The organism is Stenotrophomonas sp. AS012628 (assembly GCF_010608305.1).
Classification (GTDB): domain Bacteria; phylum Pseudomonadota; class Gammaproteobacteria; order Xanthomonadales; family Xanthomonadaceae; genus Stenotrophomonas; species Stenotrophomonas geniculata.
In genome coordinates this window covers 1-23925 of sequence record NZ_VMBJ01000006.1, presented here as the reverse complement: position 1 = coordinate 23925, position 23925 = coordinate 1, and the positions used below count along the sequence as shown (strand labels likewise).

General features: G+C 66.6%; 18 protein-coding genes. 5 read left to right on the top strand and 13 right to left on the bottom strand.

The genetic code is table 11. The features are described 5' to 3' along the window. Window positions 1–45: 45 nt before the first annotated feature. The 11 genes from mdcH to G5A07_RS04630 form a co-directional block, all read right to left on the bottom strand. Complete coding sequence (gene mdcH / locus G5A07_RS04680; protein WP_191862936.1) at window positions 46–966, bottom strand: malonate decarboxylase subunit epsilon; 921 nt, start codon at window positions 964–966, stop codon at window positions 46–48. Continuing rightward, window positions 963–1820 carry a triphosphoribosyl-dephospho-CoA synthase MdcB gene (mdcB, locus tag G5A07_RS04675; RefSeq protein WP_071305651.1) on the bottom strand — a complete coding sequence of 286 codons (858 nt, stop codon included), beginning with the start codon at window positions 1818–1820 and terminating at the stop codon, window positions 963–965. The genes mdcH and mdcB overlap by 4 nt, the downstream gene beginning before the upstream one ends. Further along, window positions 1817–2467, bottom strand: coding sequence for a malonate decarboxylase holo-[acyl-carrier-protein] synthase (gene mdcG, locus G5A07_RS04670; RefSeq protein ID WP_191862935.1), 651 nt, complete (start codon window positions 2465–2467; stop codon window positions 1817–1819). The genes mdcB and mdcG overlap by 4 nt, the downstream gene beginning before the upstream one ends. Continuing rightward, on the bottom strand, window positions 2460–3164 hold the full coding sequence (gene mdcE, locus G5A07_RS04665) for a biotin-independent malonate decarboxylase subunit gamma (RefSeq protein ID WP_071305714.1): 705 nt from the start codon (window positions 3162–3164) through the stop codon (window positions 2460–2462). Before mdcE ends, mdcG begins: the two co-directional genes overlap by 8 nt. 2 nt (window positions 3165–3166) lie before the next feature. Continuing rightward, on the bottom strand, window positions 3167–4066 hold the full coding sequence (locus G5A07_RS04660; protein WP_177178889.1) for a biotin-independent malonate decarboxylase subunit beta: 900 nt from the start codon (window positions 4064–4066) through the stop codon (window positions 3167–3169). A 5-nt stretch (window positions 4067–4071) separates the two neighbouring features. Next, entirely contained in the window at window positions 4072–4392 is a 321-nt protein-coding gene (gene mdcC, locus G5A07_RS04655) for a malonate decarboxylase acyl carrier protein (protein WP_010483411.1), read from the bottom strand. 10 nt (window positions 4393–4402) lie between these two features. Then, entirely contained in the window at window positions 4403–6046 is a 1644-nt protein-coding gene (gene mdcA / locus G5A07_RS04650) for a malonate decarboxylase subunit alpha (protein WP_191862934.1), read from the bottom strand. A gap of 156 nt (window positions 6047–6202) precedes the next feature. Then, entirely contained in the window at window positions 6203–8395 is a 2193-nt protein-coding gene (locus G5A07_RS04645) for a TonB-dependent siderophore receptor (RefSeq protein WP_191862933.1), read from the bottom strand. Between the two features lie 327 nt (window positions 8396–8722). Beyond that, on the bottom strand, window positions 8723–10417 hold the full coding sequence (mqo, locus tag G5A07_RS04640; RefSeq protein ID WP_191862932.1) for a malate dehydrogenase (quinone): 1695 nt from the start codon (window positions 10415–10417) through the stop codon (window positions 8723–8725). A 193-nt stretch (window positions 10418–10610) separates the two neighbouring features. Continuing rightward, the gene (locus tag G5A07_RS04635) at window positions 10611–11057 is read right to left on the bottom strand and encodes a GNAT family N-acetyltransferase (protein ID WP_019336987.1); all 447 of its coding nucleotides are present in this window, start codon (window positions 11055–11057) and stop codon (window positions 10611–10613) included. Window positions 11058–11226: 169 nt separating this feature from the next. Further along, window positions 11227–12132 carry a LysR family transcriptional regulator ArgP gene (locus G5A07_RS04630; RefSeq protein WP_008267669.1) on the bottom strand — a complete coding sequence of 302 codons (906 nt, stop codon included), beginning with the start codon at window positions 12130–12132 and terminating at the stop codon, window positions 11227–11229. A 138-nt stretch (window positions 12133–12270) separates the two neighbouring features. On the opposite strand from G5A07_RS04630, the gene G5A07_RS04625 reads away from it, so the two are divergent. Both G5A07_RS04625 and G5A07_RS04620 read left to right on the top strand, forming a co-directional pair. Beyond that, entirely contained in the window at window positions 12271–12906 is a 636-nt protein-coding gene (locus G5A07_RS04625) for a LysE family transporter (RefSeq protein WP_005408523.1), read from the top strand. 167 nt (window positions 12907–13073) lie between these two features. Beyond that, entirely contained in the window at window positions 13074–15056 is a 1983-nt protein-coding gene (locus G5A07_RS04620) for a S9 family peptidase (RefSeq protein WP_191862931.1), read from the top strand. A gap of 57 nt (window positions 15057–15113) precedes the next feature. Here the strand turns inward: G5A07_RS04620 and G5A07_RS04615 are convergent, their stop codons facing one another. Continuing rightward, on the bottom strand, window positions 15114–16868 hold the full coding sequence (locus G5A07_RS04615; RefSeq protein ID WP_019336990.1) for an oligopeptide:H+ symporter: 1755 nt from the start codon (window positions 16866–16868) through the stop codon (window positions 15114–15116). A 7-nt stretch (window positions 16869–16875) separates the two neighbouring features. Continuing rightward, complete coding sequence (locus G5A07_RS04610; protein ID WP_049455602.1) at window positions 16876–18048, bottom strand: heparan-alpha-glucosaminide N-acetyltransferase domain-containing protein; 1173 nt, start codon at window positions 18046–18048, stop codon at window positions 16876–16878. Window positions 18049–18248: 200 nt separating this feature from the next. Between G5A07_RS04610 and G5A07_RS04605 the strand changes: the two genes are divergently transcribed. The 3 genes from G5A07_RS04605 (at window position 18249) to G5A07_RS04595 (ending at window position 23895) form a co-directional block, all read left to right on the top strand. After that, window positions 18249–20213 (top strand): oligopeptide transporter, OPT family, encoded by a 1965-nt coding sequence (locus G5A07_RS04605; protein ID WP_010483387.1) that lies wholly within the window; start codon window positions 18249–18251, stop codon window positions 20211–20213. A gap of 232 nt (window positions 20214–20445) precedes the next feature. Next, window positions 20446–22524 carry a S9 family peptidase gene (locus G5A07_RS04600; RefSeq protein WP_164190770.1) on the top strand — a complete coding sequence of 693 codons (2079 nt, stop codon included), beginning with the start codon at window positions 20446–20448 and terminating at the stop codon, window positions 22522–22524. A 141-nt stretch (window positions 22525–22665) separates the two neighbouring features. Continuing rightward, complete coding sequence (locus G5A07_RS04595) at window positions 22666–23895, top strand: DUF819 family protein (protein ID WP_029550672.1); 1230 nt, start codon at window positions 22666–22668, stop codon at window positions 23893–23895. Window positions 23896–23925: the final 30 nt, after the last annotated feature.

Below are 23925 nucleotides of genomic sequence, written 5' to 3'. Positions count from 1 at the left end.
TACTGCGCGTTACGTACTGCTCAAACCCGCTACTGCTCAAACCCGTTACTGCAGCCGCTGCAGCGCGCTGCGGACCCACGCCGCCGCGCCGTCCAGGCTCTGGAATTCCTCGATCGCGCGCACCTCGCAGCACGGATAGGCCGGCGCGATCATGCGTGCCAGCGCGTTGCCCGGGCCCAGCTGCAGGAACACACGCGCGCCGCGCTCGAAGGCCTGGCGCATCACCTGCGCCCATTCGATGGTCTGCGCCAGCTGCGCGGACAGCGTATGCACCGTCGTCGCAGTGTCGCGTACTGGCCGTGCATCGATGCCGGCCAGCAGTGGCAGGCGAGGAGCATGCAGTGTGGTCGCCTGCAGCGCTGCGGCAAACAGCTCGACTGCCGCCGACAGCAGGGGCGTGTGCGCCGGCACATGCACCGGCAGCAGGCGCACCTCCGCGCCCTGCACATGCGTGGCAGCGGCCAGCGCATTCAGTGCCTGTTGCGTGCCGCCAACGATGAAATGATCTGCGCCGTTGGCGATGGCTACATACGCGCCGTGTGTGTCACACAGTGGCTGCAGCGTCTGTCGATCCAGGCCGAGGATCGCCTGCATGCCCGCACCGGCGGGACTGGCAGCATCCATCAAACGCGCGCGCTGGGCCGACAGCGAAAGGCAGGTGGTGGCATCGAAACTGCCGGCGATGGCGTGTGCTGCCAGTTCGCCGATGCTGTACCCGGCCAGCACGATCGGGCTCGGCAGGGTGTCGCGCATTACATGCCATTGCGCAATGCTGGCGGCGCACAGCAGCGGTTGCGCCTGCGCGTTGTCGAAGCGGTCGTCGGCGGCTGCGGCAGCGAACACGTTGCGTTCCAGCACATCGCCCGCCGCATCCAGTACCGCGCGTGCAGCGGCGATGCCACGCACGCGGTCGAACATCGCCGGATGCTGCGCACCTTGTCCGGGGCAGAGCAGGGCCAGGCTCATGCATCCTCCTGCTGCAGCAGGAACCACGCGCAGGCCAGCAGATCGGCACTGCCGCCCGGGCTGAGCCGGCGCATCACGAAGGCATCGCCCATGGACTGCAGGCGCATGCGCCAGTCCGGCGCGAAGGCGCCACCCGAGGAAAGGAATGCGCTCGCTTGTTGCTGCGCCCAACACAGGCCCTCGGCGCCACCACGGTGCAGCAGGTTCAGATCGTCCACCTGTGCCACCAGCTGCATCAGCGTGTGGCACAGCGCGGCATCGCGCGGCAGGCCGCTGTCCAGCGCGTGGCGCAGGGTGGGCAGGGCCAGCTCGCGCAGCACCGGGTAGCCGGCGGCAGCCTGCTCGCGCACACCGCTGACCCCATGGCGTGCGCGCGCGCGCTGTCCCGGGCTGTGCGGGTCCAGTGGCGCCGCGATGAGCGCGTCCTTCCACTGCTGGACCGCCAGACACACCTGCGCGGCGGGTACTGCATGGCCATGCACGCGCCTGCGCTCTGCAGCGGCAGCCACCAGCAGGCCAAGGCTGAAGATCGCACCGCGATGGGTGTTGATGCCGCCGGTGGCGGCCAGCATGGCCGTTTCGGCCGCAATGCCGTGATCGCGCAGCACCGTGAAGGGGGCACCCGCGGCACCGGCCCTGGCCACCGCAGTGAAGTAGTGGCGCAGGGCAAACAGGCTGCGCAGGAAGGTGCTGGCATCCATGTCGTCATGGCTGCCGCTGTTGAACGGCGTGATCAGGCCCGGTTTCGGGGCGCAGGCCAGCTCGGTGTGCAGGCTGGCAATGGCCAGCCGTCCCAGGCGTGCGCTGTCGACCACCATACCGAGTGCAGGAATCTGCTTGCGGGCGGCAATCATGCGATCGCCTCGCACGGGGCGAACAGCGCATCGCGCGCCTCCAATGCGGCTCCGTCCAGACGTTTCACCAGCACCTGGCGACTGCGGCCGGCAAGTTCGCGCCAGTTCACCGCGCCGCCATCGGGCAGGCACAGCTCGCCATCGAGACGATGCGGATGGCGGGTCTCCCATGCCAGCAACTGCGCTGTCAGCGCCTCGGCCTGCGCGGCATCGGTCACCTGCCATAGCAGGTCGATGTCCGAACGCTCATGCACGTAGGGCAGGGCGGTCAGCCATTGCCAGGCGAAGGCGCCGAACACCCGGGCCGGGGCCAGTGACTGCAGGTCGTGAAGTGATTCCTGCCACGCCTGCGGAACAACGGCGTCGCCCGCTGCCAGCAGCTCACTCAATGCCGGCGGCGCGTGCATGCGAGCGACGTCGTGCAGCGGTACGCGCAACGACAGGCGCTGCTTGCCTTCGGCCGGTGGCAATGGAATGCCCAGTCGCAGGCGCGGATCGGGATCATCCGCTGCACGACGCGCCACCACCGCAGGCAAGCCCTGCGCCAGCCATGCGGCAAGGCGCGGCTCGTGCGTGGGCACGTCGGCCCGCCAATCGGCATCGGCCGACAGCCAGACCAGCGTGTGCCGGGCAGGCCGCTCAGGCATTGCCCTGGCTCACGGCAGCGGCCACCTGCGCAGCCAATGTGCGGCCACCGCGTTCGGCGCCCAGCGCCGCGCGATGGTCACCGTCGGCGGGTGCGCGCAGTGCATCCAGCAGGTGACGCGCCAGGTCGCCATCCCACAGCGATTGCACTGCGCCCATCGCTACATAGTTCTCCACGCCCGGCGCGAACACCGGCGAGGTCAGGCTCAGTGCCTGCAGTTTTTCCAGCGGCTGCTTGGTCACCCGTGCCATCGCGCGCAGGTCCATCACCCGCACCTGCGCATCGGGAAGGGCATGGATGTGGTCGGCCATCAGCCCGAACGACAGGAAGCCACCGCTGACCGATTCGCCATAGACCAGCGTGACCAGGCGCGAACCACGACGGCGGGCCAGGTCCAGGGTCTGTGCGAGGTGGGCGAAGTAGCCGTTGATGCCCAGCAGTTCGTCGCGGCGCGCCAGCCGCTGGCCTGCGGTATCGACCAGCATCACGATCGGACGCTGCGGATGTGCAGCGGTGCTGGCCAGCACGGTGTCGGCCAGCACCAGGGCATGGTCCACGCCCACTTCGATCTTGTCGGTGGTGCCGATCACCGTCACTTCGCCGTCGTCGGTGGTTGCCGTTCCGGTCAGTACCGAATCGTTCACCGCGATTGCGTGGCCACGCGGGAACAGCGCGTCCAGCAGTGTAGTCAATGGCATGCTCATGGCAGGCTCCGGTGAGCGGTGGCAGCAAGGAAGGCATCGGTTTCCAGCAGCGCCAGGCGTTCTGGGTCCGCTATGCCCTGGCGTGCCCAGATCTGCAGGCCATCGTTGCAGTCGCCCCATGCGTCCACGCGCGCTTTCAATGCGGCGTGGCGTGCCTGCAACGCGGCCAGCGCCGCGTCGGTGTCGGTGCTTGCGGTGTCTGGCTGCAGCGCATCAAAGGCCGCCTGCGCAAACGCGCCGATCGCATCGGGCACCAGCACCTGTGCCTGGTCGATCAGGTAGCGGTGCTTGCCACCGGTCACGCGCCAGACCAGTGCGCGGTCGCGGGAATCGAACTCTTCCACGCCACGCACGGTCTCGATCACTTCCGGCCCGGACAGCGACAGGCGTCCTTCTTCGGACATGATGACCGTGCTGCAGCAGCGGGCCACGATGCCCATGCCGCCGAAGGCGCCGTTACCGCTGCCGATCAGCGCGATCACCGGCACGCCCGCTGCACGCGCGTCCAGGGTGGCGCGCATGATCTCGGAAATGGCGATGAGCCCTGCATTGGCTTCGTGCAGGCGCACGCCGCCGGTGTCGAGCAGGAGCAGCACACCGTCAGGGCGGGTTGCCGCCGCACGGCGCAGCAGCCCGGTCAACTTGGCGCCATGCACCTCGCCCACGCCGCCGCCCATGAATTCACCCTGCTGTGCGGCCAGCAGCACGCGTCTTCCCTGCAGCGTGGCTTCGCCGACGACGATGCCATCGTCGAAGGCAGCCGGCTGGTCGAGCTGGGCCAGGTGCGGGCTCATCACGCGCCGTGCGGGGCCGAGGAATTCGCGGAACGAACCGGCATCGACCAGGCCGGCGATGCGTTCGCGTGCATCGGCTTCGTAATAGCTGTGGCGTTGCACGTGGCTCATGGCGTGCCTCCGGCCAGCAGGGTTTCCACGGCCTGGTCCAGTCGCAGGCTGACCACCGCCGGAGTTGCACCCGCATCGTTGATCGAGATGCGTACATCGCGCAGCGGATGACGCTCTGCGAAGTCGCTGATCACCGCTTGCCACACGTTCCCGAAGCCCTGTGCGGCGGTGATGATGCGTACCGTCATCGCGCCGTCCTGCGCCGCCGGCTCCAGCAGGATTTCCAGGTTGCCCGAGGCCAGTACGCCGACCAGCACCGCATCGCGCGGAAACTGCACCGCAGTGTGTCCTTCGAATCGATAGTCGAGGGTTTCCATGCTCAGCCCTTTACCAGTTGCGGAAGCGCTTGGGCGGGTCGTACAGTCCGCCGGACCAGCGCACCAGGTCCTTCACCGAACGCGCCGCCAGCAGGTCACGGCTGGCATCGCGCACGGAGATGCCCAGGTCATCGGGACGGCGGATCACGCCGCGGTCGCGCAGGTTCTCCACCATCGCGCGGTCGCGGCCCATGCCCACGGCGGTATAGCCGGCCACGCCACGGATCGCCTGTTCGCGCTCCTCCGGCGTGCGGCACAGCAGCAGGTTGGCGATGCCTTCCTCGGTCAGTACATGGCTGACATCGTCGCCGTAGATCATCACCGGCGGCAGTGGCATGTCCGCGCGTTCGGCCAGTTCCCACGCATCGAGGCGTTCGACGAAGGCCGGCGCCATGTGCTCGCGGAAGGTCTCCACCATCTGCACCACCAGCTTGCGCCCGCGCGGCATCTCGCCCGGGCGCGCGGCCTGCTGCCCGGCCTTGATCCAGGCATCGCTGGCGTGGCGACGACCGCGCGCATCCGAGCCCATGTTCGGTGCACCGCCAAACCCGGCGATGCGGTCGCGGGTGGCGGTGGAGCTGTTGCCCTGCAGGTCTATCTGCAGTGTGGAACCGATGAACATGTCGCAGGCATACAGGCCGGCGGTCTGCGAGAACGCGCGGTTGGAACGCATCGAGCCATCGGCGCCGGTGAAGAACACATCGCCTCGCGCAGCGATGTATTTCTCCATGCCCAGTTCCGAACCGAATGAGTGCACCGACTTCACGAAGCCCGATTCAATGGCCGGAATCAGCGCCGGATGCGGGTTCAGTGCCCAGTGCTGGCAGATCTTTTCCTTCAGGCCGAGCGATTCGGCGTAGGTGGGGAGCAGCAGTTCGATGGCCGCCGTATCGAAGCCGATGCCATGGTTGAGGCGGTTGACGCCGTACTCGGCATAGATGCCCTTGATGGCCATCATCGCCATCAACACCTGGATCTCGGAGATCTGCGCCGGGTCGCGGGTGAACAGCGGTTCGATATGGTTCGGCTTCGGTGCCTGTACCACGAAGTTGACCCAGTCAGCGGGAATGTCGACGCGGGGGAGGGTGTCGACGATTTCGTTGACCTGGGCAATGACGATGCCGCCACCGAAGGCGGTGGCTTCGACGATCACCGGCGTGTCTTCGGTGTTCGGGCCGGTGTAGAGGTTGCCGTGGCGGTCTGCGGCCTGCGCGGCGACCAGGGCCACGCGCGGGGTCAGGTCGATGAAGTAGCGGCCGAACAGTTCCAGGTAGGTGTGGATGGCACCGATCTGGATGCGCCCTTCAGCCACCAGGTTGGCCAACCGCACCGACTGCGGGCCAGAGAACGAGAAGTCCAGTTTCGAAGCGATACCACGCTCGAATACATCCAGGTGCGAGGGCAGCGACAGCACCGACTGCACCATGTGCAGGTCGTGCACCCGTGCCGGGTCGAGGTCGGCCAGGGCCTGGGCGAGGAAGTCGGCCTGCTTCTGGTTGTTGCCCTCCAGGCAGACTTTGTCGCCTGGCTCCAGCAGTGCGTGCAGCAGCTCGCCCACATCGGTGGCGGCGACCTCGCGTCCCCGGGCCCACGGCGCGGCACGTTCCAGGCGGGCCTGGCGGCTGCGTTCCAACGTATCCCAGCTCGGGTTCATCGACCGGCTTCCGATTGGTGTCGATGTAATTACGGCATAATTACGACGAGGGGTGCAACCTGCAGTGCAGCAAAAAGAAGGGCCCGCGCGAAGGCGGGCCCATCCAGGATTGCGGTGTGCCGACCAACCGTCAGCACCCACCGGTTTGCGGGTGGCTCAGAACTTCCAGCGCAGGCTGGCCGACACGAAGCGCGGTTCGCCGTAGTTGTTGTAGTCCAGATTCGCCCAGTAGGTCTTGTCCAGTGCGTTGCGCACGCTCAGCGTTGCGGTCCAGCTGTCGCTGATGCGGTAGTTGGCATTGAAGTGCACCAGCATGTAGGCCGGCTGGTTCACCGTGACCGTGCCGCCCAGCGGGTAGGCGATGTTGTAGCCCTGCACCTTGCTCTGCCACTGCAGGCCGCCGCCAACGCTCAGGCGTTCCAGGGCGCCGCGCAGCTGCAGCTGGGTGTTGAGCTGCAACAGATCCTTCGGCGGATTGGCGTACAGCAGGTCGGTAGCCGCGCGGGTGACCTTGACGTGGGTGTAGCCGGCATTGACCGTCCAGCCCGGCAGGATCTCGCCGTTGACGTCCATCTCCCAGCCGCGCGCCTTGGTGCCGTTGACGCCGACGTAGGCGGAGGTGCCATCGCTGAGCGAACCCTCCGGCACGCCCATGTCGCGCACCGCGTAGTTGTCCTGCTTGGCCTCGAACACGGCGGCATTGGCGGTCAGGCGGCCATCCAGCCACTGGGTCTTGATGCCTGCTTCCAGGTTCGAGCCCTGCACCGGTGCCAGCAGGTTCTCGTTGCGGTCCTTGAAGTTCTGCGGGTTGAAGATCTCGGTGTAGCTGGCATAGGCCGACACGTTCGGGGTGATGTCGTAGACCAGGCCCACGTAGGGGGTGACTTCATCGCTCACCTTGTACGCACCGCTGGTGCCGGTGTAGGCGCCTGCGGCGTTGTACGAGCGGCTGAGGGTTTCCCAGCGGCTCAGGCGCGCGCCTGCAATCAGCGACAGCGGATCGGCCAGGCGCAGACGGGTGGCCAGGTAGACACCACTCTGCGTGGTCTTGGCCACGCGGCGCGCGCCGGTGCGGCGGTAGGTCACTTCGGAGATGTCGCCGTTCCAGCTGTACACATTGGGGATGTAGTAGCAGCGTTCGCTGCCACAGCGCGCCCAGTCGGTCGGGTAGTTCAGCGCGAGGGTATTCGTCGTGCCTTCCAGGTCCGACCACTGCGCGCCAACGGTGAGGTCGTGCTCGCGACCGAACAGGTCGAAGCTGCCGGACAGGTAGGCATCGACATTGCGACGGGTGTCCTTGGAATCGCCGGCGGCCGCGCGCAGGAAGATGCCCGAGCCGGTCACCGGGTCCGGGTTGCCGGTGCCGTACAGGCGCACGTTCTGCACGTTGCCACGGGTGTAGGCGGTGTTGATCTTCAGCAGCCAGTTGTCACCGAAGCGCTGTTCCAGGTTGGCGAACGCGGTGTTGCTCTCGCGCTTCCAGTAGCTCCACTTCGGCGACAGGTTGGTCGAACGCGGCAGGTGGGCGAAGTTGCCCTGGTTGTCGAAGAACGGCACGGTGCCCCAGGTTGAACCGGTGGGGTTGTTGTCCTGGCTCTGGTAACCGAGGGTGATCGTGGTGCTGTTGGTGACGTCGCCTTCCAGCACCGCCATGCCGGCCATCTTGTTCTCGTCGTAGCGGTCGTAATACAGGCCCCGATCGGTGTAGGCGGCGACCACGCGGCTGCGGAAACGGCCGTCGGCGGTCAGCGGTGCGGTCACGTCGGCTTCCATTCGGCGGTAGTCCCAACTGCCGGCACTGACCGAGAACGATGCGTCGAATTCCTTGCCCGGACGCTTGCGCAGCAGGTTGACCGTGGCCGACGGCACGCCGGCGCCGCTGAGCAGGCCGTTGGCGCCGCGGATCACTTCGATGCGGTCGTAGAAGGCGGTGTCGTATTCCTGGTTGGTGGAGCCGCTGTAGGTGGGAATGCCATCGACCTGGAAGTCGGTGATGGCAAAGCCACGCGCGTAGTACAGCGGGCGCTGGGTGTCATAGAAGGACACGCTGACGCCGGTGACGTTGCGCATCACATCGTTGATGCTGAACAGTGATTCGTCCTGCAGGCGCTTGAGGCTGATCGCCGTGGCCGACTGCGGGGTTTCCTGCAGGGTGATCGGCAGGCGGGTGGTGCTGGATGGCGGAGCGGACTGCTCGGCACGCACACTGACCCGGTCCAGGGTCTTGGCATCGGCAGCACCATCGGCGGCGGCGAACGCGCTGGGCGCGGCCAGCAGGGACAACGACGAAAGCAGGGCAGCCGGCAGCAGCGCGCGGCGGGGCAGGCGGTTACGCAGGGTCAGGGACATGGTGGGCTCGAGGCTTGGAAGCGGGGAAGGGCGGCAGCAGTCGTCCAGTACCCGGGGCGGCGGCTTCGGGCACATCAGGTCCATCTGGGAGGGGCGCGGTCACTGCGTAGGACGCAAATGTAAATAATTCTTAACAACATTACAATTCGCGTCATCGTGCATCGGCTTTCCGGCACCAGGCATCGCCTTCTGTAGAGCCGAGCCCATGCTCGGCTGCTTTTTTGCTGGAGCCGAGCATGGGCTCGGCTCTACAGCAGGGAGCCGCCCCAAAAAACGAACGGCCACCCGAAGGTGGCCGTCCGTCTGCATCGCAAGGAACGCGCAGGCTTACAGCGCCTGCAGTTCCTCGTTGGCGTTTCGCTTTTCCTTGGCCGGCGCCGGAGCCGGAATTGCGGCCGGTGCAGGTGCTGCCGCGTTGGCATCCACCGGCACTTCCAGGTAGGGAAGGTGCAGGGTCTGGCTGGTCAGCGTGCGGATCTCGTTGACCAGCGCGGCGCTGTCGTTGAGCTTACGCCCGTACGACGGCACGATCTCGCGCAGGCGCGCTTCCCAACCGGCCTTCATCTGGTCCGGGAAGGCCTTGGCCATCAGGTCCAGCATGATCGGCGGCGAGGTCGACGCACCCGGCGAGGCGCCGAGCAGGGCCGCGAGGGTGTGGTCCTTGTCGGTCACGATCTCGGTACCGAACTGCAGCACCGGGCCCTTCAGCGGATCGCGCTTGATGATCTGCACGCGCTGGCCGGCGGTGATCAGCTTCCAGTCACCCGGCTTGGCATTGGGGAAGTACTTGACCAGCTCGGCCTGGCGGTCGGCATCGTTCAGGCGTGCCTGGCCCATCAGGTACTGCACCAGGTCCAGGTTGTCCTTGCCCACTTCCAGCATCGGGCCGACGTTGTTGTGGGTGACCGAGGAATACAGGTCCCACCACGAGCCGTGCTTGAGGAACTTGGTGCTGTACAGCGCGAACGGCCCGAACAGCACCACCGGCTTGCCGTCCAGCTTGCGCGCATCCAGGTGCGGCACCGACATCGGCGGCGAACCGGTCTCGGCCATGCCGTAGGCCTTCACGCCATGGCGCGAGGTCACGTCCTGGCCCTGGAAGGCGAGGAACTGGCCACCGACCGGGAAGCCGGCGTAGTCCTTCGATTCCGGAATGCCGGACATCTGCAGCAGCTTGAGCGCGGCGCCACCGGCACCGATGAACACGAAGCGGGCGTGGGTGGTGGATTCGGTGCCGGCCTTGAGGTCCTTCACCGTCACGTTCCAGCTCTTGTCGGCGTTCTGCCGCAGCGCGCTCACTTCATGGTTCAGATGCAGGCTGAAGTTCGGGCTGCGCTGCAGGCCGGTGGTCAGCTGGCGGGTGATCACGCCGAAGTTGACGTCGGTGCCGAGCGGCATCCAGGTCGCGGCAACCTTCTGCTTCGGGTCACGGCCTTCCATCAGCAGCGGGGCCCACTGCTTGATCTGCGCCGGATCTTCCGAGTACTGCATGCCGTAGAACAGCGGATTCTTCACCAGGGCCTGCTGGCGCTTGTGCAGGTAGGCGATGTTGTCATCGCCCCAGACGAAGCTCATGTGCGGGGTCGGGTTGATGAAGTCGCTGGGCTGGCTCAGCCGGCCTTGCTTGACCTGGTGCGACCAGAACTGGCGCGAGACCTCGAACGATTCGGCGATGCCGACCGCGCGCTTGGTCTCGATGCTGCCGTCGGGCAGTTCCGGGGTGTAGTTCAGTTCGGCGAACGCCGAGTGGCCGGTGCCGGCGTTGTTCCAGCCATCGGAGCTTTCACCGGCGACGCCGTCGAGGCGTTCGTAGACCTGGATGTTCCAGTCCGGCTGCAGTTCCTGCAGGTAGGTGGCCAGGGTGATGCTCATGATGCCGGCGCCGACCAGCACAACGTCGACGGGCTTGTCGTTGCTGGCGGCGGGCACCGAGCGCTGGGTCAGCGGCCAGTACAGGAACAGCGCGGCGGCCAGCAACAGCAGCACGAGCAGGGCGAGCAGGGCCTTGCCAAATTTCTTCATGGGGGCGGGATCGTTGGCGGAGGGGAGGAGGTCAGGATGCGCATGAAGCAGGGAAAGGGCGTGAAGAAACAACGCCTTGCAACATCCTGGCGCGATTCTAACCGGTTCCGGTCCTTTTTTGATGCAACGCAGCATCCGACCTTTCGCGGCCCCGTCACCCATAGCGCCAGGTCATGCCTGGCGACGCCTTCAATCAGACCAGCTCCAGAATCTCGTCTCCGGCGTCGTCGATCTCGCCGGTCGGGCGCCAGCCCAGGCGGCGGTAGAAGCCGTGCGAGCGCGATCGCGGGTCGGCCGAGCAGGCCAGGAACAGCCGCCGGTGGCCGGCATCGCGGGTCAGGCTCACCACGTCCTGCAGCAGTTGGCGGCCGATGCCGCGGCCTTCGTAGTCCGGCAGCAGGGCCAGCACCAGCACCTCGCCGCTGTCGCGGTCGGCGAAGCAGTAACCGGCCATGCGCTCGCCCTCCCAGGCGACGCGGCCGATCGAATCGCCTTGGGCGATGCCGGCCGCCCAGCTGTCCTCGGTGATGCCCAGTTCCGCCAGTTGGGCGGCACTGAAGGCGTTCTCGCGGGTGCGCCCGCGCAGGTCGATGCAGGCGGCGGCATCTTCGGGGCGCGCATCGCGGACGAATACAGGCATGCAGGGCATCCTTGCAGTGATCGGCCGACCAGTATCCGCATCACGCATGGACCCGGTGTGGAGGTTGCGTGGAGATTGGATGGAGCAAAAAGGGGACGGAGGGGATTAAGTCGTCTTTGCCCGATATGTCGTTTGGTTCTTGAACGACTTAATCCCCTCCGTCCCCTTTTCAGCGCTTGCGCCGGATCAGCGCGGAGGAGGCGTCCAGCACCGCGCGGGTCAGCAGGGCCATGGTCTGCACGTCGCCCTTCCAATGCTGCCAGTACAGCGGCACGTCTTCCCACGCGCGCTGGCGCACGTAGACCAGTCGCCCGGCGTCCAGATGCCGCTTGACCAAGGGCAGGGGGTTCATGGTCCAGCCCATGCCGCCCAGGTTGGCCTGCACGAAGGCGCGGGTGGACGGAATCCACCAGGTCGGCGCGGTGCTGGGCAGGTCGTCGCCCGCCATGCGCCGGGCGAAGCGCGACTGCATGTCGTCCTTGCGGTTGAATACCAGCACCGGGGCCTGCGCCAGCGCCTGCGCGGTTACGCCCTTGGCGAAATGGCGCTCGCGGAACTCGGGGGTACAGGTCGCCGCGTAGCGGATGCTGCCCAGCGCGTGGATCTGGCAGCCCTGCACCGGCTCATCCAGGGTGGTCACCGCGCCCAGCACCGTGCCCTGGCGCAGCAGTTCGACGGTGTGGTCCTGGTCTTCCACGCGCAGGTCCAGTGTGGTGCCGGTGCTCTGCGCAAACTGCGAGGCGGCCTGCGGGAACCAGGTCTCCAGGCTGTCGTGGTTCACCGCCACCGGGATGCTTGCCTGGGGCAGGTCCTCGTCGGCCAGGCCCATACGGTGCAGGGCATCGTGTTCGAGCAGGGCGGTCTGCTCGGCCAGCTGCACCAGCACCTGGCCCTCGGCGGTGGCGGTGGCCGGAGTGCCGCGCTTGACCAGCAGGCGGCCGACCCGGTCCTCCAGCGCCTTGACCCGCTGCGAGATGGCCGAGGGCGTGACATTCAACGACTGTGCGGCGCGGTCGAAGCTGCCTTCGCGGATCACCGCGGCCAGGGCGCGCAGCTGGGCATGGTCGATACGCATCGAATTAAGTTCCGCTAATGTTGGTTTAGGAAGTTTAGCTCGTCTTTTTCATGTTGCGGCGCGACAATGGCGCCCGTTCCGGTGCTGTCCGCCTTCGCGAGGCACCGTCCCCCCAAGCAAGTAAAGGCAGTGAATCCCATGTTCTCGGTCATCTCCGCCAGCACCGGCCTCGGTGCCTGGTTCTCTGGTGCAGCTACCGGCATCGGCCTGTTCGCCGTGGTCGGGGCCCAGAGCGCCTTCATTCTGCGCCAGGGCATCCTGCGCAAGCACATCGTGCCGGTGGTTGCCACCTGTGCGGCCATCGATGCGATCTTCATCTTCGCCAGCGTGGCCGGCCTGCGCACGCTCACCTCGGCACTGCCGTGGCTGACCACCGCCGTGCTGTGGACGGGTGTCGCGTTCCTGGCCTGGTACGCAATGAAGTCGGCACGCCGTGCGATCGCCGGTGGCGGTGGCATGGGCGAGGCCGACAGTGACGACGGCAGCCGCCGCGCGGTGCTGATGGCTGCGGTCGGCTTCTCGCTGATCAACCCGCACTTCTGGCTGGACATGATGGTGATCGGTTCGATCGCCGAGAACTTCGGCAACGCCCGCATGGCCTTCGCCGCTGGCGTGGTCACCGCCAGCTGCCTGTGGTTGACCGCGCAGGGCCTGGGTGCACGCCTGCTGGCGCCGCTGTTCACCAAGCCCAGTACCTGGCGCGTGCTCGACGGCACCATTGCCGTGATCCTCAGCATCCTGGCCCTCACGTTGGCGGTGCGCGGGGTCCACTGACCCGGCGCACGCCCCCCGAACCCACGTCCTGACTCTCTCTCCAAGGTAGTGGTAACGACGGCACCGGCAACGGTGCCGTCGTTTTTTCTGCCGATGTGGCGCGGCAATCGGTCACGTGCCTAGAATCGTGCATCCGGACAGGGTGTCCGGTTTTCCATGGGGGAAGGATGCGCAGGATTGTGCTGGCTGTACTGTTGGGAGCGGTTGTGGGTGGGGCATCGGCCGCAGCGCTGGACCTGGATCGCTATCTGCGGCAGGAGTCGTTTACCGACATCAAGATTTCGCCGGGGGGCGAGTACATCGCCGCGACGGTTCCGCTGGAGGCGGGAACCGCCTTGGCGATCTATCGCATTGCCGACATGAAGATGGTCGGCAGCTTCCGCCCGCCCCGCAACGATCACGCCCACACCTTCGACTGGGTCAGCAACGAGCGGCTGCTGGTGGGCATGGCACAGAAGTTCGGCGTGCTGGACCGGCCGACGCCGACCGGCGAACTGTTCGGTATCAATGCCAACGGCAAGGGCGGCGAGCTGCTGGTGGGTTACCGGGTTGCCGACCAGAGCCTGGGCACCAACATCAAGGTCAAACCGGCAGGCCTGGTGGCCGCGTACCTCAGCGACGAACTCAAGGATGACGATCGCAACGCACTGGTGACGGTGATCCCGCTGGTCGGCAGTTCGCATGCCCAGGTCGAGCGCATGGATGTGATCACCGGTCGCCGCAACGCGGTGGCACGGGCTCCCATCCCCGATGCGGACTTCACGATCGATGAGCAGGGTAAGGTGCGTTTCGCGCGCGCTGTCGTTACCGATGGCACGCAGAAGCTCTACTACCGCACAGGCAGCAACAGCGACTGGATCCTGCTCAACGATGAATCCCTGAGCAAGCGCATCGAGCTGCCCCTCGGCTTCTCGGCCGACGGTCGCCTGGCGTACCTGCAGGTCGAGCAGGCAGACGGACCCGATGCCATTGTCAGCTGGGACCCCCAGAGCAATGAACGACGCACCGTGCTGCGCGATGAGAGCGCCGACCCGGCGCGCATCATCCGGCGCCCCGGCAGCCGCGTGCCGGTCGGGGCACTGTTCCTTGGCAGTGCGCCGCGAACGGCATTCTTCGATGACGCCTCGAACGAAGCCCGCCTTTACCGCAGCCTCGAAGCGGGCCTGGGCGGAGCGGCCTACATCACCTCCAGCACGCGCGATGGCAGGACGGTGCTGGTGGAAACCTGGTCAGGCAGCAATCCGGGCGATTTCTATCTCTATGACACGGTTGGCAAGAGTGCACGGCACCTGATCAGCCGCAGCGACTGGATCGACCCCGCGCTGGCGGCGGAGGTGCGTCCGATCAGCCTGAAGGCGCGCGATGGGCGTCCGCTGCATGGCTTCCTTACCGTCCCGCACGGCCGCGAGGCCCGTGCGCTGCCGATGGTGGTGGTGCCGCACGGAGGTCCGATCGGTGTTGCCGACGACGGCGCCTATGACGCCGAGGCGCAGATGCTGGCGGCGGCAGGTTACGCGGTATTGCAGGTGAATTTCCGCGGCTCTTCCGGTTATGGCCGGGCCCACATGCAGGCCGCGCGCAAGCAATGGGGACTGTCGATGCAGGATGACGTCACCGATGCCACGCGCTGGGCGATCGAACAGGGCGTGGCCGACAAGAACCGCATCTGCATCTACGGGGCCAGTTACGGGGCCTATGCGGCAATGATGGGGGCGGTGCGCGAGCCGGGCCTCTACCAGTGCGCGGCAGGCTACGTCGGCATCTACGACCTGCCGTTGATGTACGCCCGTGGAGACATCCAGAGTGATGAGTCAGGCCTGGCCTATCTGCGCAACTGGCTGGGATCGCCCAAGGATCTGGCAGAGCGTTCCCCGGTGAATCTGGCCGCGCAGGTGCGGGTACCGGTATTCCTGGCCGCAGGAGGGCAGGACCAGCGTGCGCCGATCGTGCACAGTGAACGCATGGAAGCTGCGTTGAAGAAGGCCGGCTCGCCGGTGGAAACCCTGTTCGTCAAGAACGAAGGGCATGGTTTCTATTCTCCTGCCAATCAACGCACGTACTACAGCAGGTTGCTGGCCTTCCTCTCGCGCAGCCTGGGGGGACAGGTGGCCGCGCAGGCCACGCCGGCGGAAAAGAGCAGCGCGCCCTGAACAAGCCGGGGGCGGCGGATGATCGATCCGCCGCCCCGGATTTCGCCTGCAGCGGGCTTACTTGACCCCGTGCATCATCTTCTTCAGCAGCGGCGCGGCAATGAAGGCGGCCAGCGCACAGCCCAGGCCGATCCACATCAGCAGCCAGAACAGGTGCGCATAGGCGCCGGCGGCGGCCACCATGTCCAGCGATTCGCCTTCCGGCACCTCGATCGCGGCCAGCTTGCCGAACAGCGCGGCCAGCGTCTCCGAGAATGCGGTGGCCAGGAACCAGGTGCCCATCATCAGGCTCATCACCCGCGGCACGGCCAACTGGGTGACCGCCGACAGGCCGACCGGCGACAGGCACATCTCGCCACTGGCCAGCAGGAAGTAGGCCAGCACCAGCCACCACACACTGGCCATCTCGCCGGTAGCGCCGACCTGCTGTGCGGCCAGTGCCAGCGGCACGAACGACAGCGCGCCGATCACCAGACCCCAGGCCGATTTGACCGGCTTGCCCGGTTCCCAGCCGCGGCGGTCCATCCACGTCCACAGTGCGGCGAAGGCCGGTGCCAGCAGCACCAGGAACAGGCCGCCCAGGTAGGTCAGCGAGCCTGCGGTCTGCGGGATCACCAGGCAGTCGCGCACCAGCAGCACCAGCATCAGCACGACGATGGCGGCGAAGAACGTGCGCGGCGCAGCCGAACCCGGGCGCCGTTCGGACAGGCGCGCGCTGACCACGAAGCCCAGCGGTGCCAGCAGCAGCGAGATGATCGACCACGGCAGCGGCGTACCGCCGGTGATCACCAGCGAGGGCACGATGTCCTTGGTCAGCAGGCGGTCGGTGAAGGTCACCCACGAGCCGTAGGACTGCTCGTACATCGTGAAGAACACCAGCGCCATGAAGATCAGCACCATCAGCGCGATCATCTGCTGGCGCTGCACCGGCGTGCACTTGCTGCCGGTGAACCAGGCGAACCAGACCAGCACGCCGCCCAGCACCACCAGCATCAGCATCAGCGCCAGGCTGATTTCACCGCCCAGCGCGAATGCGCCATTGCCGGCGGCCCACATCAGCCACGCCACCGGCAGCACACCGAGCACCGCGCACAGATAGATGAGCCATTCGCGCGGCAGGCCCAGCACCTTCTGCTTCAGTGCCGCCGGTTGCGGCGGTTCGGCATGGCCCTGCAGGTACTTCTGGCCCCACAGGAACATCGCCAGGCCGGCCAGCATGCCGATACCGGCTGCTCCGAAACCGTACTTCCAGCCATAGGCCTCGCCGAGGAAGCCGCACACCAGCGAGGAGAACAGCGCGCCGAGGTTGATGCCGGCGTAGAACAGCGAGAAGCCCGAATCGCGGCGCGGATCGTCCTTGGCGTACAGCTTGCCGACGATGGTGGAGATGTTCGGCTTGAGGAAGCCGACGCCCATGATGATCAGTGCCAGCGACAGGTAGGTCACCGCCAGTGCCGAGGTGTCGCGCACCACTTCGCCGTTCACCCGGTACGCGGCGTGGCCTTCGAAGGCCATGCCAAGGTGGCCGAGCACCAGCAGGATACCGCCGAACAGCACCGCCCGGCGCATGCCCAGCCAGCGGTCGGCCAGCATGCCGCCGAATACCGGGATGCAGTACACCAGGCCGCCGTAGGCACCGAGCAGGTCCAGGCCGGCCTTGTCGCCGAACAGGTGGTATTTGGTCAGGTACAGCAGCAGCAGCGCCTTCATGCCGTAGAAGGAGAAGCGCTCCCACATTTCAGTGAAGAAGCAGACGTAGACGCCCTTGGGATGGCCCAGGAAGTCGTCGGAAGCGATAGCAGTGGAATTCATCGCGGAATTATAGGCGCGTGCCGCAGGCACGCACCGGGTAGCGCAGCCAAGCCAGGTCACGCCTTCGCGCCTTGAACCGCGCGAAGGCCCGCGTCGGCGGGTACAGCACCACCGCCAGCGCACAGGCCACCAGCAGCAGGCCGGCCACCGAATCCAGCGCGTACAGGTCACCGTGCGTCGGTCCCCAGATTGCCAGCGCGGCCAGGTACAGCCCCTTCAGCACATACAGGTGCAGCAGGTAGAAGAACATCGGCGCGGCGCCGATATCGGCCAGCGGGCGCAGCGCACGCGCCAGGGGTGGCCATTCGTACAGGCGCAGCAGCAACAGCCCCACGCCCAGGGTCAACAGCAGGAACTGCAGCGACGGCGGGTACTTGGTGATGTTGAACACGCTCATCCATGTGCGCAGCGTGCTGCTTTGGTACTGCCACGGTGCATCCCCGTACTGGTTGGCGAATCGCAGCAGTGCGAACAGGGCCAGTGCGCCGATGCCTGCCCACAGCAGCCATCGCTGGCGCTGCTCTGGCGCGCGCTCGCGACCGAACCACGGCCCCATCAGGTAGCCCAGCGCAATCACCCCGATCCAGGGCAGCAGCGGATAGGACGTGCGCAGGCGCAGCGCACCGGCCTCGATCCAGTCGCGCTGATGCAGCACTTTCCACAGCACCGGCAGCGGCCCGTTGCCTTCCGTCCGCACACCATCCAACACGTTGTGCCCGGCCACCACCGCGACCGCGGCCACCAGCAGGACGGGACGGGGCAGCCACAACAGGCCGCCCAGCGCGATCATGCTCAGGCCGATGGCCCAGATCACCTGCAGGTACAGCGTGTCCGGCGGCAGCTGGAAGGTCCAGGCGAAGTTCACCAGGGTCAGTTCCAGCACGACCAGGAACAGGCCGCGCTTGAGCAGGAAGGCGGACGTGGCCCGGCGCGGATCCGCCTGGCGCTGGCCGTACAGCCAGGCCGAAAGACCGGTCAACAGGACGAACACGGGCGCGCACAGGTGGGCCAGCAGACGGCAGGCGAACAGCGCAGGGGAGACCGTCGCCGCGTCCATCGGGTCGCTCACCTGGTGCTGCAGGAAGAAGGTCTCGCGCACGTGGTCCAGCAACATCAACAGCATCACGGTGCCGCGCAGCTGGTCGATGGAGGCCAGGCGAGGGGAGGGGGAAGGGGGCATGCGATGCAGTAACAACAAGGTAGCATTAAGATATAACATATCATTTACTGTGTGCCCAACCGGACTTTGCCGGGTCGGTCGATTGCCGGTCCACGTACTGGCCCATTGCGCTGCAGCACACGCCCCCATCCTTTGGCACGCTGGACTTGATCTGTCCTGAACGCTAGCGTGGCAGGGATTTTTTGCCAGCAGGGGCTTCCATGAACCACGACGCTGCGCCCAAGCAGCTCACCTTCCGCGCAGTGGCCCTGGCCATCGTGCTGGCGGTGGTGCTGTCGGCCGCAAACGCCTACCTCGGTCTGTTCGCAGGCCTGACCATCGCCACCGCCATTCCCGCCGCGGTGATTTCCATGGGCGTGCTGCGCCTGCTGGGCGGTGGCTCCATCCTCGAAAACAACATCGTGCAGACCGGCGCCTCGGCCGGCTCGTCAATCGCCGCCGGTGTGATCTTCACCATTCCGGCGCTGGTGATCATGGGCTACTGGCCGGACTTCAAGTACTGGTGGGTGCTGGGCATCGCCGGCCTTGGCGGCCTGCTGGGTGTGCTGTTCTCGGTGCCGCTGCGCCGTTCGATGATCGTCGAAGACCCGCTTCCGTTCCCGGAGGGCAAGGCGGCGGCCGAAGTGCTCAAGGCCGGTGAGAACCCGGGCCCGGGCCTGAAGATCCTCGGCCTGTCGGCGGTGATCGGCGCCTTCGTCAAGTTGGCCGCGGAAAGCGGCATGCGCCTGATTCCCGATGCCTGGGCCACTTCGGCCTACGTCGGCAGCTCCAAGGTCACCGCCTTCATCGGCACCAACCTGTCGCCGGCACTGCTGGGCGTGGGCTACATCGTCGGCCTCAACGTCGGCATCGTGGTGGTGTCCGGCTCGATCCTGACCTGGCACATCGCCATTCCGATCTACCAGGCGTTCTTCATGAACACCGATCCGGCACTGGCCGCGTCGGTCGCCACCGCTTCGTCCACCGAAGCCGCGTTCGCCATCTGGGGCGCGAAGATGCGCTACCTGGGCGTCGGCGCGATGCTGATCGGTGGCATCTGGACCCTGATCTCGCTGCGCAAGTCGCTGCTCAACGGCGTCAAGAGCGGCTTTGCAGCCGCCCGCAAGAGCGGCGGCCCGGTGCTGGCGCACACCGAGCGCGACCTGCCGATGAAGTGGATGCTGGTGGCCCTGGTGGTCTTCGTGCTGCCGCTGCTGGCCCTGTACCAGGCCATCGTCGGCCAGTGGCACGTGTCGATCCCGATGACCCTCATCATGATCGTCGCCGGCTTCCTGTTCGTGTCGGTCTCGGCCTACCTGGCCGGCCTGATCGGTTCGTCCAACAACCCGGTCTCGGGCATCACCATCTCCACCATCCTGTTCGCCTCGGCCGTGCTGGTGGTGCTGCTGGGCGCCGATGGCCTCAAGCCGGTCGGTGCCGGCGGTGCGCCGCTGGGTGCGGTGGCTGCGATCATGATCGGCGCGGTGGTGTGCTGCGCTGCGGCGGTCGGCGGTGACAACCTGCAGGACCTCAAGGCCGGCTACATCGTCGGCGCCACCCCGTGGAAGCAGCAGTTGATGCTGGGTATCGGCGCGTTCTCGTGCGCACTGATCATGGCCCCGGTGCTGAACCTGCTGGCAACCGCCTACGGCATCGGCGTGAAGTCCGAGCTGCACCCGAACGCGCTGGCTGCACCGCAGGCCAACCTGATGGCCTCGGTGGCCAAGGGCCTGTTCGGTGGCGAACTGCCGTGGACCTTCATCGGCATCGGTGCCGTGGTCGGCGCCGCCATCATCGCCTTCGACAGCTGGTTGAAGTCGCGCAACGCACGCTTCCGCGTGCCGGTGCTGGCCGCCGCCATCGGTATCTACCTGCCGCTGGAACTGATGGTGCCGATCTTCCTCGGTGGCCTGATTGCCCACCTGGTGGAGCGCTTCCACAAGGTGCGCGCCGATGACGAAGAAGGCCGCGACCGCGTGCACAAGCCGGGCGTGCTGTTCGCTGCCGGCCTGATCACCGGCGAGGCGCTGATGGGCATCGCCATCGCGATTCCGATCGTGGTCAGCAGCCGCGCAGACGTGCTGGCCGTGCCGTTCCACCTGCCGGGCGCACAGTGGATCGGCCTGGCCGTGCTGTTCCTGGTCGGCTGGCTGATCTACCGCACTGGCAAGTACGCCAAGGCGTAATGCAGGGGGTCGGATCCCTTCCCGGAGGGAAGGGCTCTGACCCCACGCTGACAGCGTCTGGGATCAGAGCCGATTCCGCCGGAATCGGATCCGACCCCCGTGTCCCCACAAACCGCGCTACGGCGCGGTTTGCTGTTTCTGGCGATTGCCGCCCGCAGGCATGACCGATGGCCTTGGCAGCCCCGGCCGCACGGGCCTAACATCGGTTTTTTGCCGTCCTGCGGAGACCCCGATGAAACTGCGTCATGCCCTGCTGCCACTGAGCCTGCTGGCCGCCCTGCCCAGCGTTGCCGCTGCCCGTGGCCTGGAAGTCCGCGACATGGTGGCCATGGACCGCGTCTCCGCGCCGGTACTGACCGCTGACGGCGGCACCGTGGTGTTCGCCAAGCGCAGCGTCGACGCCAACCTGAAGGCCTCCACCGCGCTGTTCGCACGCAACCTGCGCACCCGCGATGCGGCGCCGCCGAAGCAGATCACCCCGGCTGGCTGGAGTGTCAATTCCGCTTCGCTGTCGGCCGATGGCCAGACCGTGTACTTCCTCAGCGCCAAGAACGGCAGCCAGCAGCTGTACGCGCAGCCGATCAGCGGCGGTGCTCCGCGCCAGCTGACCGACTTCCCGGTGGACGTGGACAGCTACCACGTGTCGCCGCAGGACGACCGCGTGTTGTTCAGCGCTGGCGTGTTCCAGGCTTGCGCCTCGGATCTGGCGTGCACCGAGAAGAAGCTGAAGGACGTGGCCGGCGCCAAGGCCAGCGGCAAGGTCTTCGATTCGCTGTTCGTGCGCCACTGGGATACCTGGAACGACGGCCGCCGCAATACCCTGTTCGTGGCGCCGCTGCCGTCGGCCAAGGCCGGCGCGGTCAAGGGCGCTTCTGCACTGAGCGCGACCATCGATGGCGACGCGCCGTCCAAGCCGTTCGGTGGCAACGATGATTTCGCGTGGTCGCCGGATGGTGCCAGCGTGGTGGCCAGCATCCGTGTGGCCGGCAAGCAGGAGCCGTGGTCGACCAACTTCGACCTGTACCGCTTCGACGCCGCGGGCAAGCAGGCACCGGTCAACCTGACCGCGTCCAACCCGGCCTGGGATGCCGGCCCGGTGTTCAGCGCCGACGGCAAAACCCTGTTCTACCGTGCGATGAAGCGCCCGGGCTTCGAAGCCGATCGCTTTGGCCTGATGGCGATGGACGTTGCCAGCGGCAAGACGCGCGAGATCGCCCCGCAGTGGGATCGTTCGGCTGGCGGCATCGCCCTGTCCGCCGACGGTGCCAGCATCTACACCACTGCCGATGACCTCGGCGAACACCCGCTGTTCCAGATCGACGTGGCCAGCGGCAAGGCCACCAAGCTGGTTGGCGATGGCAGCGTTACTGCTGTCGACGTGGCCGGCAACAGCGTGGCCATCACCCGCAACAGCCTGAAGAGCAACGACCAGGTACTGGTCGGCCTGCTGCCGGCCGCGGGCGAAGCCATCGGCGAACTGCGCGCGCTGACCCCGGCTGCTGGCGACGTACTGAAGGACGTGACCTTCGGTGACTACGAACAGTTCGAGTTCAAGGGCTGGAACAACGACACCGTGCACGGCTACGTGGTCAAGCCGCACAACTACCAGGAAGGCAAGTCGTACCCGGTCGCGTTCCTGATCCACGGCGGTCCGCAGGGCAGCTTCGGCAACGGCTGGAGCTACCGCTGGAACCCGCAGACCTACGCGGGCCAGGGCTACGCGGTGGTGATGATCGATTTCCACGGTTCCACCGGCTATGGCCAGGCCTTCACCGATGCGATCAGCCAGCACTGGGGCGACCGCCCGCTGGAAGACCTGCAGAAGGGCTGGGACGCGGCGCTGAAGAAGTATTCCTTCCTCAACGGTGACAAGGCCTGTGCGCTGGGCGCGAGCTACGGTGGCTTCATGGTCAACTGGATCGCCGGCAACTGGAACAGCCCGTTCAAGTGCCTGGTCAACCATGACGGCGTGTTCGACCAGCGCATGATGGGCTACGCCACCGAAGAGCTGTGGTTCACCGAGTGGGAGCAGGGCGGTACCCCGTACCAGAAGGCCGCGAACTACGAGAAGTTCAACCCGGTCAACCACGTGGCGGACTGGAAGAAGCCGATCCTGGTCATCCACGGCCAGCAGGACTTCCGCATTCCGGTCGAGCAGGGCCTGGCTGCGTTCACCGCTGCACAGCGCCAGGGCATCGAATCGAAGTTCCTGTACTTCCCGGACGAGAACCACTGGGTGTTGAAGCCGAACAACAGCATCCTGTGGCATGACACCGTCAATGCCTGGCTGAAGCAGCACATCGGCAACTGATGGTTGCAGCGCCGCCCTTCGGGGCGGCGCTTTTGTTTTCGACGGTGGGTGCCGATGTTCCCGCCGGTGGGTGCCGACCGTTGGTCGGCACACCTTCGCCAACAGCAGCCGAGCATGGCTCGGCTCTACAAGAGCCCCTGCATGATCCAGAACGACATCGTCGTCTTCGGCTTGATCGCCGCCACCCTCGGCGCCGTGTTCTGGACCGCCTCGCGCGAGCAGGGCCTGTGGAAGCGCTTCTACACGTTCGTGCCGGCGCTGCTGCTGTGCTACCTGATTCCCGGCATCTACAACACCGTCGGCCTCATCGATGGCCAGAACACCAAGCTCTACAACCCGATCGCACGCGACATCCTGCTGCCGGCGGCGCTGATCCTGCTGACGCTGGCGGTGGACATCAAGGGCATCCTGCGGCTGGGCCCGAAGCTGGTGCTGATGTACCTGGGCGCGTCGGCCAGCATCATGCTCGGCGCGGTGGTGGCCTTCCTGCTGATGCGCGCGGTGCATCCGGAAACCGTGGCCGGTGACACCTGGGCCGGCATGGCCGCGTTGGCGGGCAGCTGGATCGGTGGCGGCGCCAACATGCTGGCCATGCGTGAAGTGTTCGACGTCAACGCGACCACCTTCGGCCAGTTCGCGGTGGTCGATGTCGGCGTGGGTTATGTATGGATGGCGGCACTGATCTTCCTGGCCGGGCGCGCCGCGAAGATTGATGCACGCAGCGGCGCCGATACGTCGGCCATCGATGAACTGAAGGAGCGCATCGCGCGCTTCCAGGCCGAGCACGAGCGCATTCCCAGCCTTACCGACCTGATGCTGATCGTGGCGGTGGCCTTCGGTGGCGTGGGCCTGTCGCACGCCATCGGCGCGCCGCTGGCGGCGTGGTTCAAGGCCAACGTCAGCTGGGCTTCGCAGTTCAGCCTGGATGCGCCGTTCGTGTGGGTGGTGGTGCTGTCGACCTCGCTGGGCCTGAGCCTGAGCTTCACCCGTGCACGTACCCTGGAAGGGGCGGGCGCCTCGCGGCTGGGCTCGCTGCTGCTGTATTTCCTGATCGCCTGCATCGGCATGCAGATGGATCTGCTGGCGCTGCTGGATCGCCCGTGGCTGTTCCTGCTCGGCCTGATCTGGATTGCCGTGCACATCGTGCTGCTGTGGTGCCTGGGCAAGCTGCTGAAGGTGCCGTTCTTCTATTTCGCGATCGGTTCGCAATCGAACATCGGTGGCCCGGCCTCGGCGCCGGTAGTGGCGGCCGCGTTCCATCCGGCGCTGGCGCCGGTGGGCGTGCTGCTGGGCACGATGGGCTATGCGACCGGCACGTACCTGGCCTACATCGTCGGCATTACCCTGCGCGCGCTGGCCGGGCAGGGTTGATCCTGTAGAGCCGAGCCCATGCTCGGCTGC

Coding starts and splice junctions, on each gene's coding strand:
- mdcH (WP_191862936.1), bottom strand. CDS start 966: ATGAGCCTGGCCCTGCTCTGCCCCGGACAAGGTGCGCAGCATCCGGCG.
- mdcB (WP_071305651.1), bottom strand. CDS start 1,820: ATGATTGCCGCCCGCAAGCAGATTCCTGCACTCGGTATGGTGGTCGAC.
- mdcG (WP_191862935.1), bottom strand. CDS start 2,467: ATGCCTGAGCGGCCTGCCCGGCACACGCTGGTCTGGCTGTCGGCCGAT.
- mdcE (WP_071305714.1), bottom strand. CDS start 3,164: ATGCCATTGACTACACTGCTGGACGCGCTGTTCCCGCGTGGCCACGCA.
- mdcC (WP_010483411.1), bottom strand. CDS start 4,392: ATGGAAACCCTCGACTATCGATTCGAAGGACACACTGCGGTGCAGTTT.
- mdcA (WP_191862934.1), bottom strand. CDS start 6,046: ATGAACCCGAGCTGGGATACGTTGGAACGCAGCCGCCAGGCCCGCCTG.
- G5A07_RS04645 (WP_191862933.1), bottom strand. CDS start 8,395: ATGTCCCTGACCCTGCGTAACCGCCTGCCCCGCCGCGCGCTGCTGCCG.
- mqo (WP_191862932.1), bottom strand. CDS start 10,417: ATGAAGAAATTTGGCAAGGCCCTGCTCGCCCTGCTCGTGCTGCTGTTG.
- G5A07_RS04635 (WP_019336987.1), bottom strand. CDS start 11,057: ATGCCTGTATTCGTCCGCGATGCGCGCCCCGAAGATGCCGCCGCCTGC.
- G5A07_RS04630 (WP_008267669.1), bottom strand. CDS start 12,132: ATGCGTATCGACCATGCCCAGCTGCGCGCCCTGGCCGCGGTGATCCGC.
- G5A07_RS04625 (WP_005408523.1), top strand. CDS start 12,271: ATGTTCTCGGTCATCTCCGCCAGCACCGGCCTCGGTGCCTGGTTCTCT.
- G5A07_RS04620 (WP_191862931.1), top strand. CDS start 13,074: ATGCGCAGGATTGTGCTGGCTGTACTGTTGGGAGCGGTTGTGGGTGGG.
- G5A07_RS04615 (WP_019336990.1), bottom strand. CDS start 16,868: ATGAATTCCACTGCTATCGCTTCCGACGACTTCCTGGGCCATCCCAAG.
- G5A07_RS04610 (WP_049455602.1), bottom strand. CDS start 18,048: ATGCCCCCTTCCCCCTCCCCTCGCCTGGCCTCCATCGACCAGCTGCGC.
- G5A07_RS04605 (WP_010483387.1), top strand. CDS start 18,249: ATGAACCACGACGCTGCGCCCAAGCAGCTCACCTTCCGCGCAGTGGCC.
- G5A07_RS04600 (WP_164190770.1), top strand. CDS start 20,446: ATGAAACTGCGTCATGCCCTGCTGCCACTGAGCCTGCTGGCCGCCCTG.
- G5A07_RS04595 (WP_029550672.1), top strand. CDS start 22,666: ATGATCCAGAACGACATCGTCGTCTTCGGCTTGATCGCCGCCACCCTC.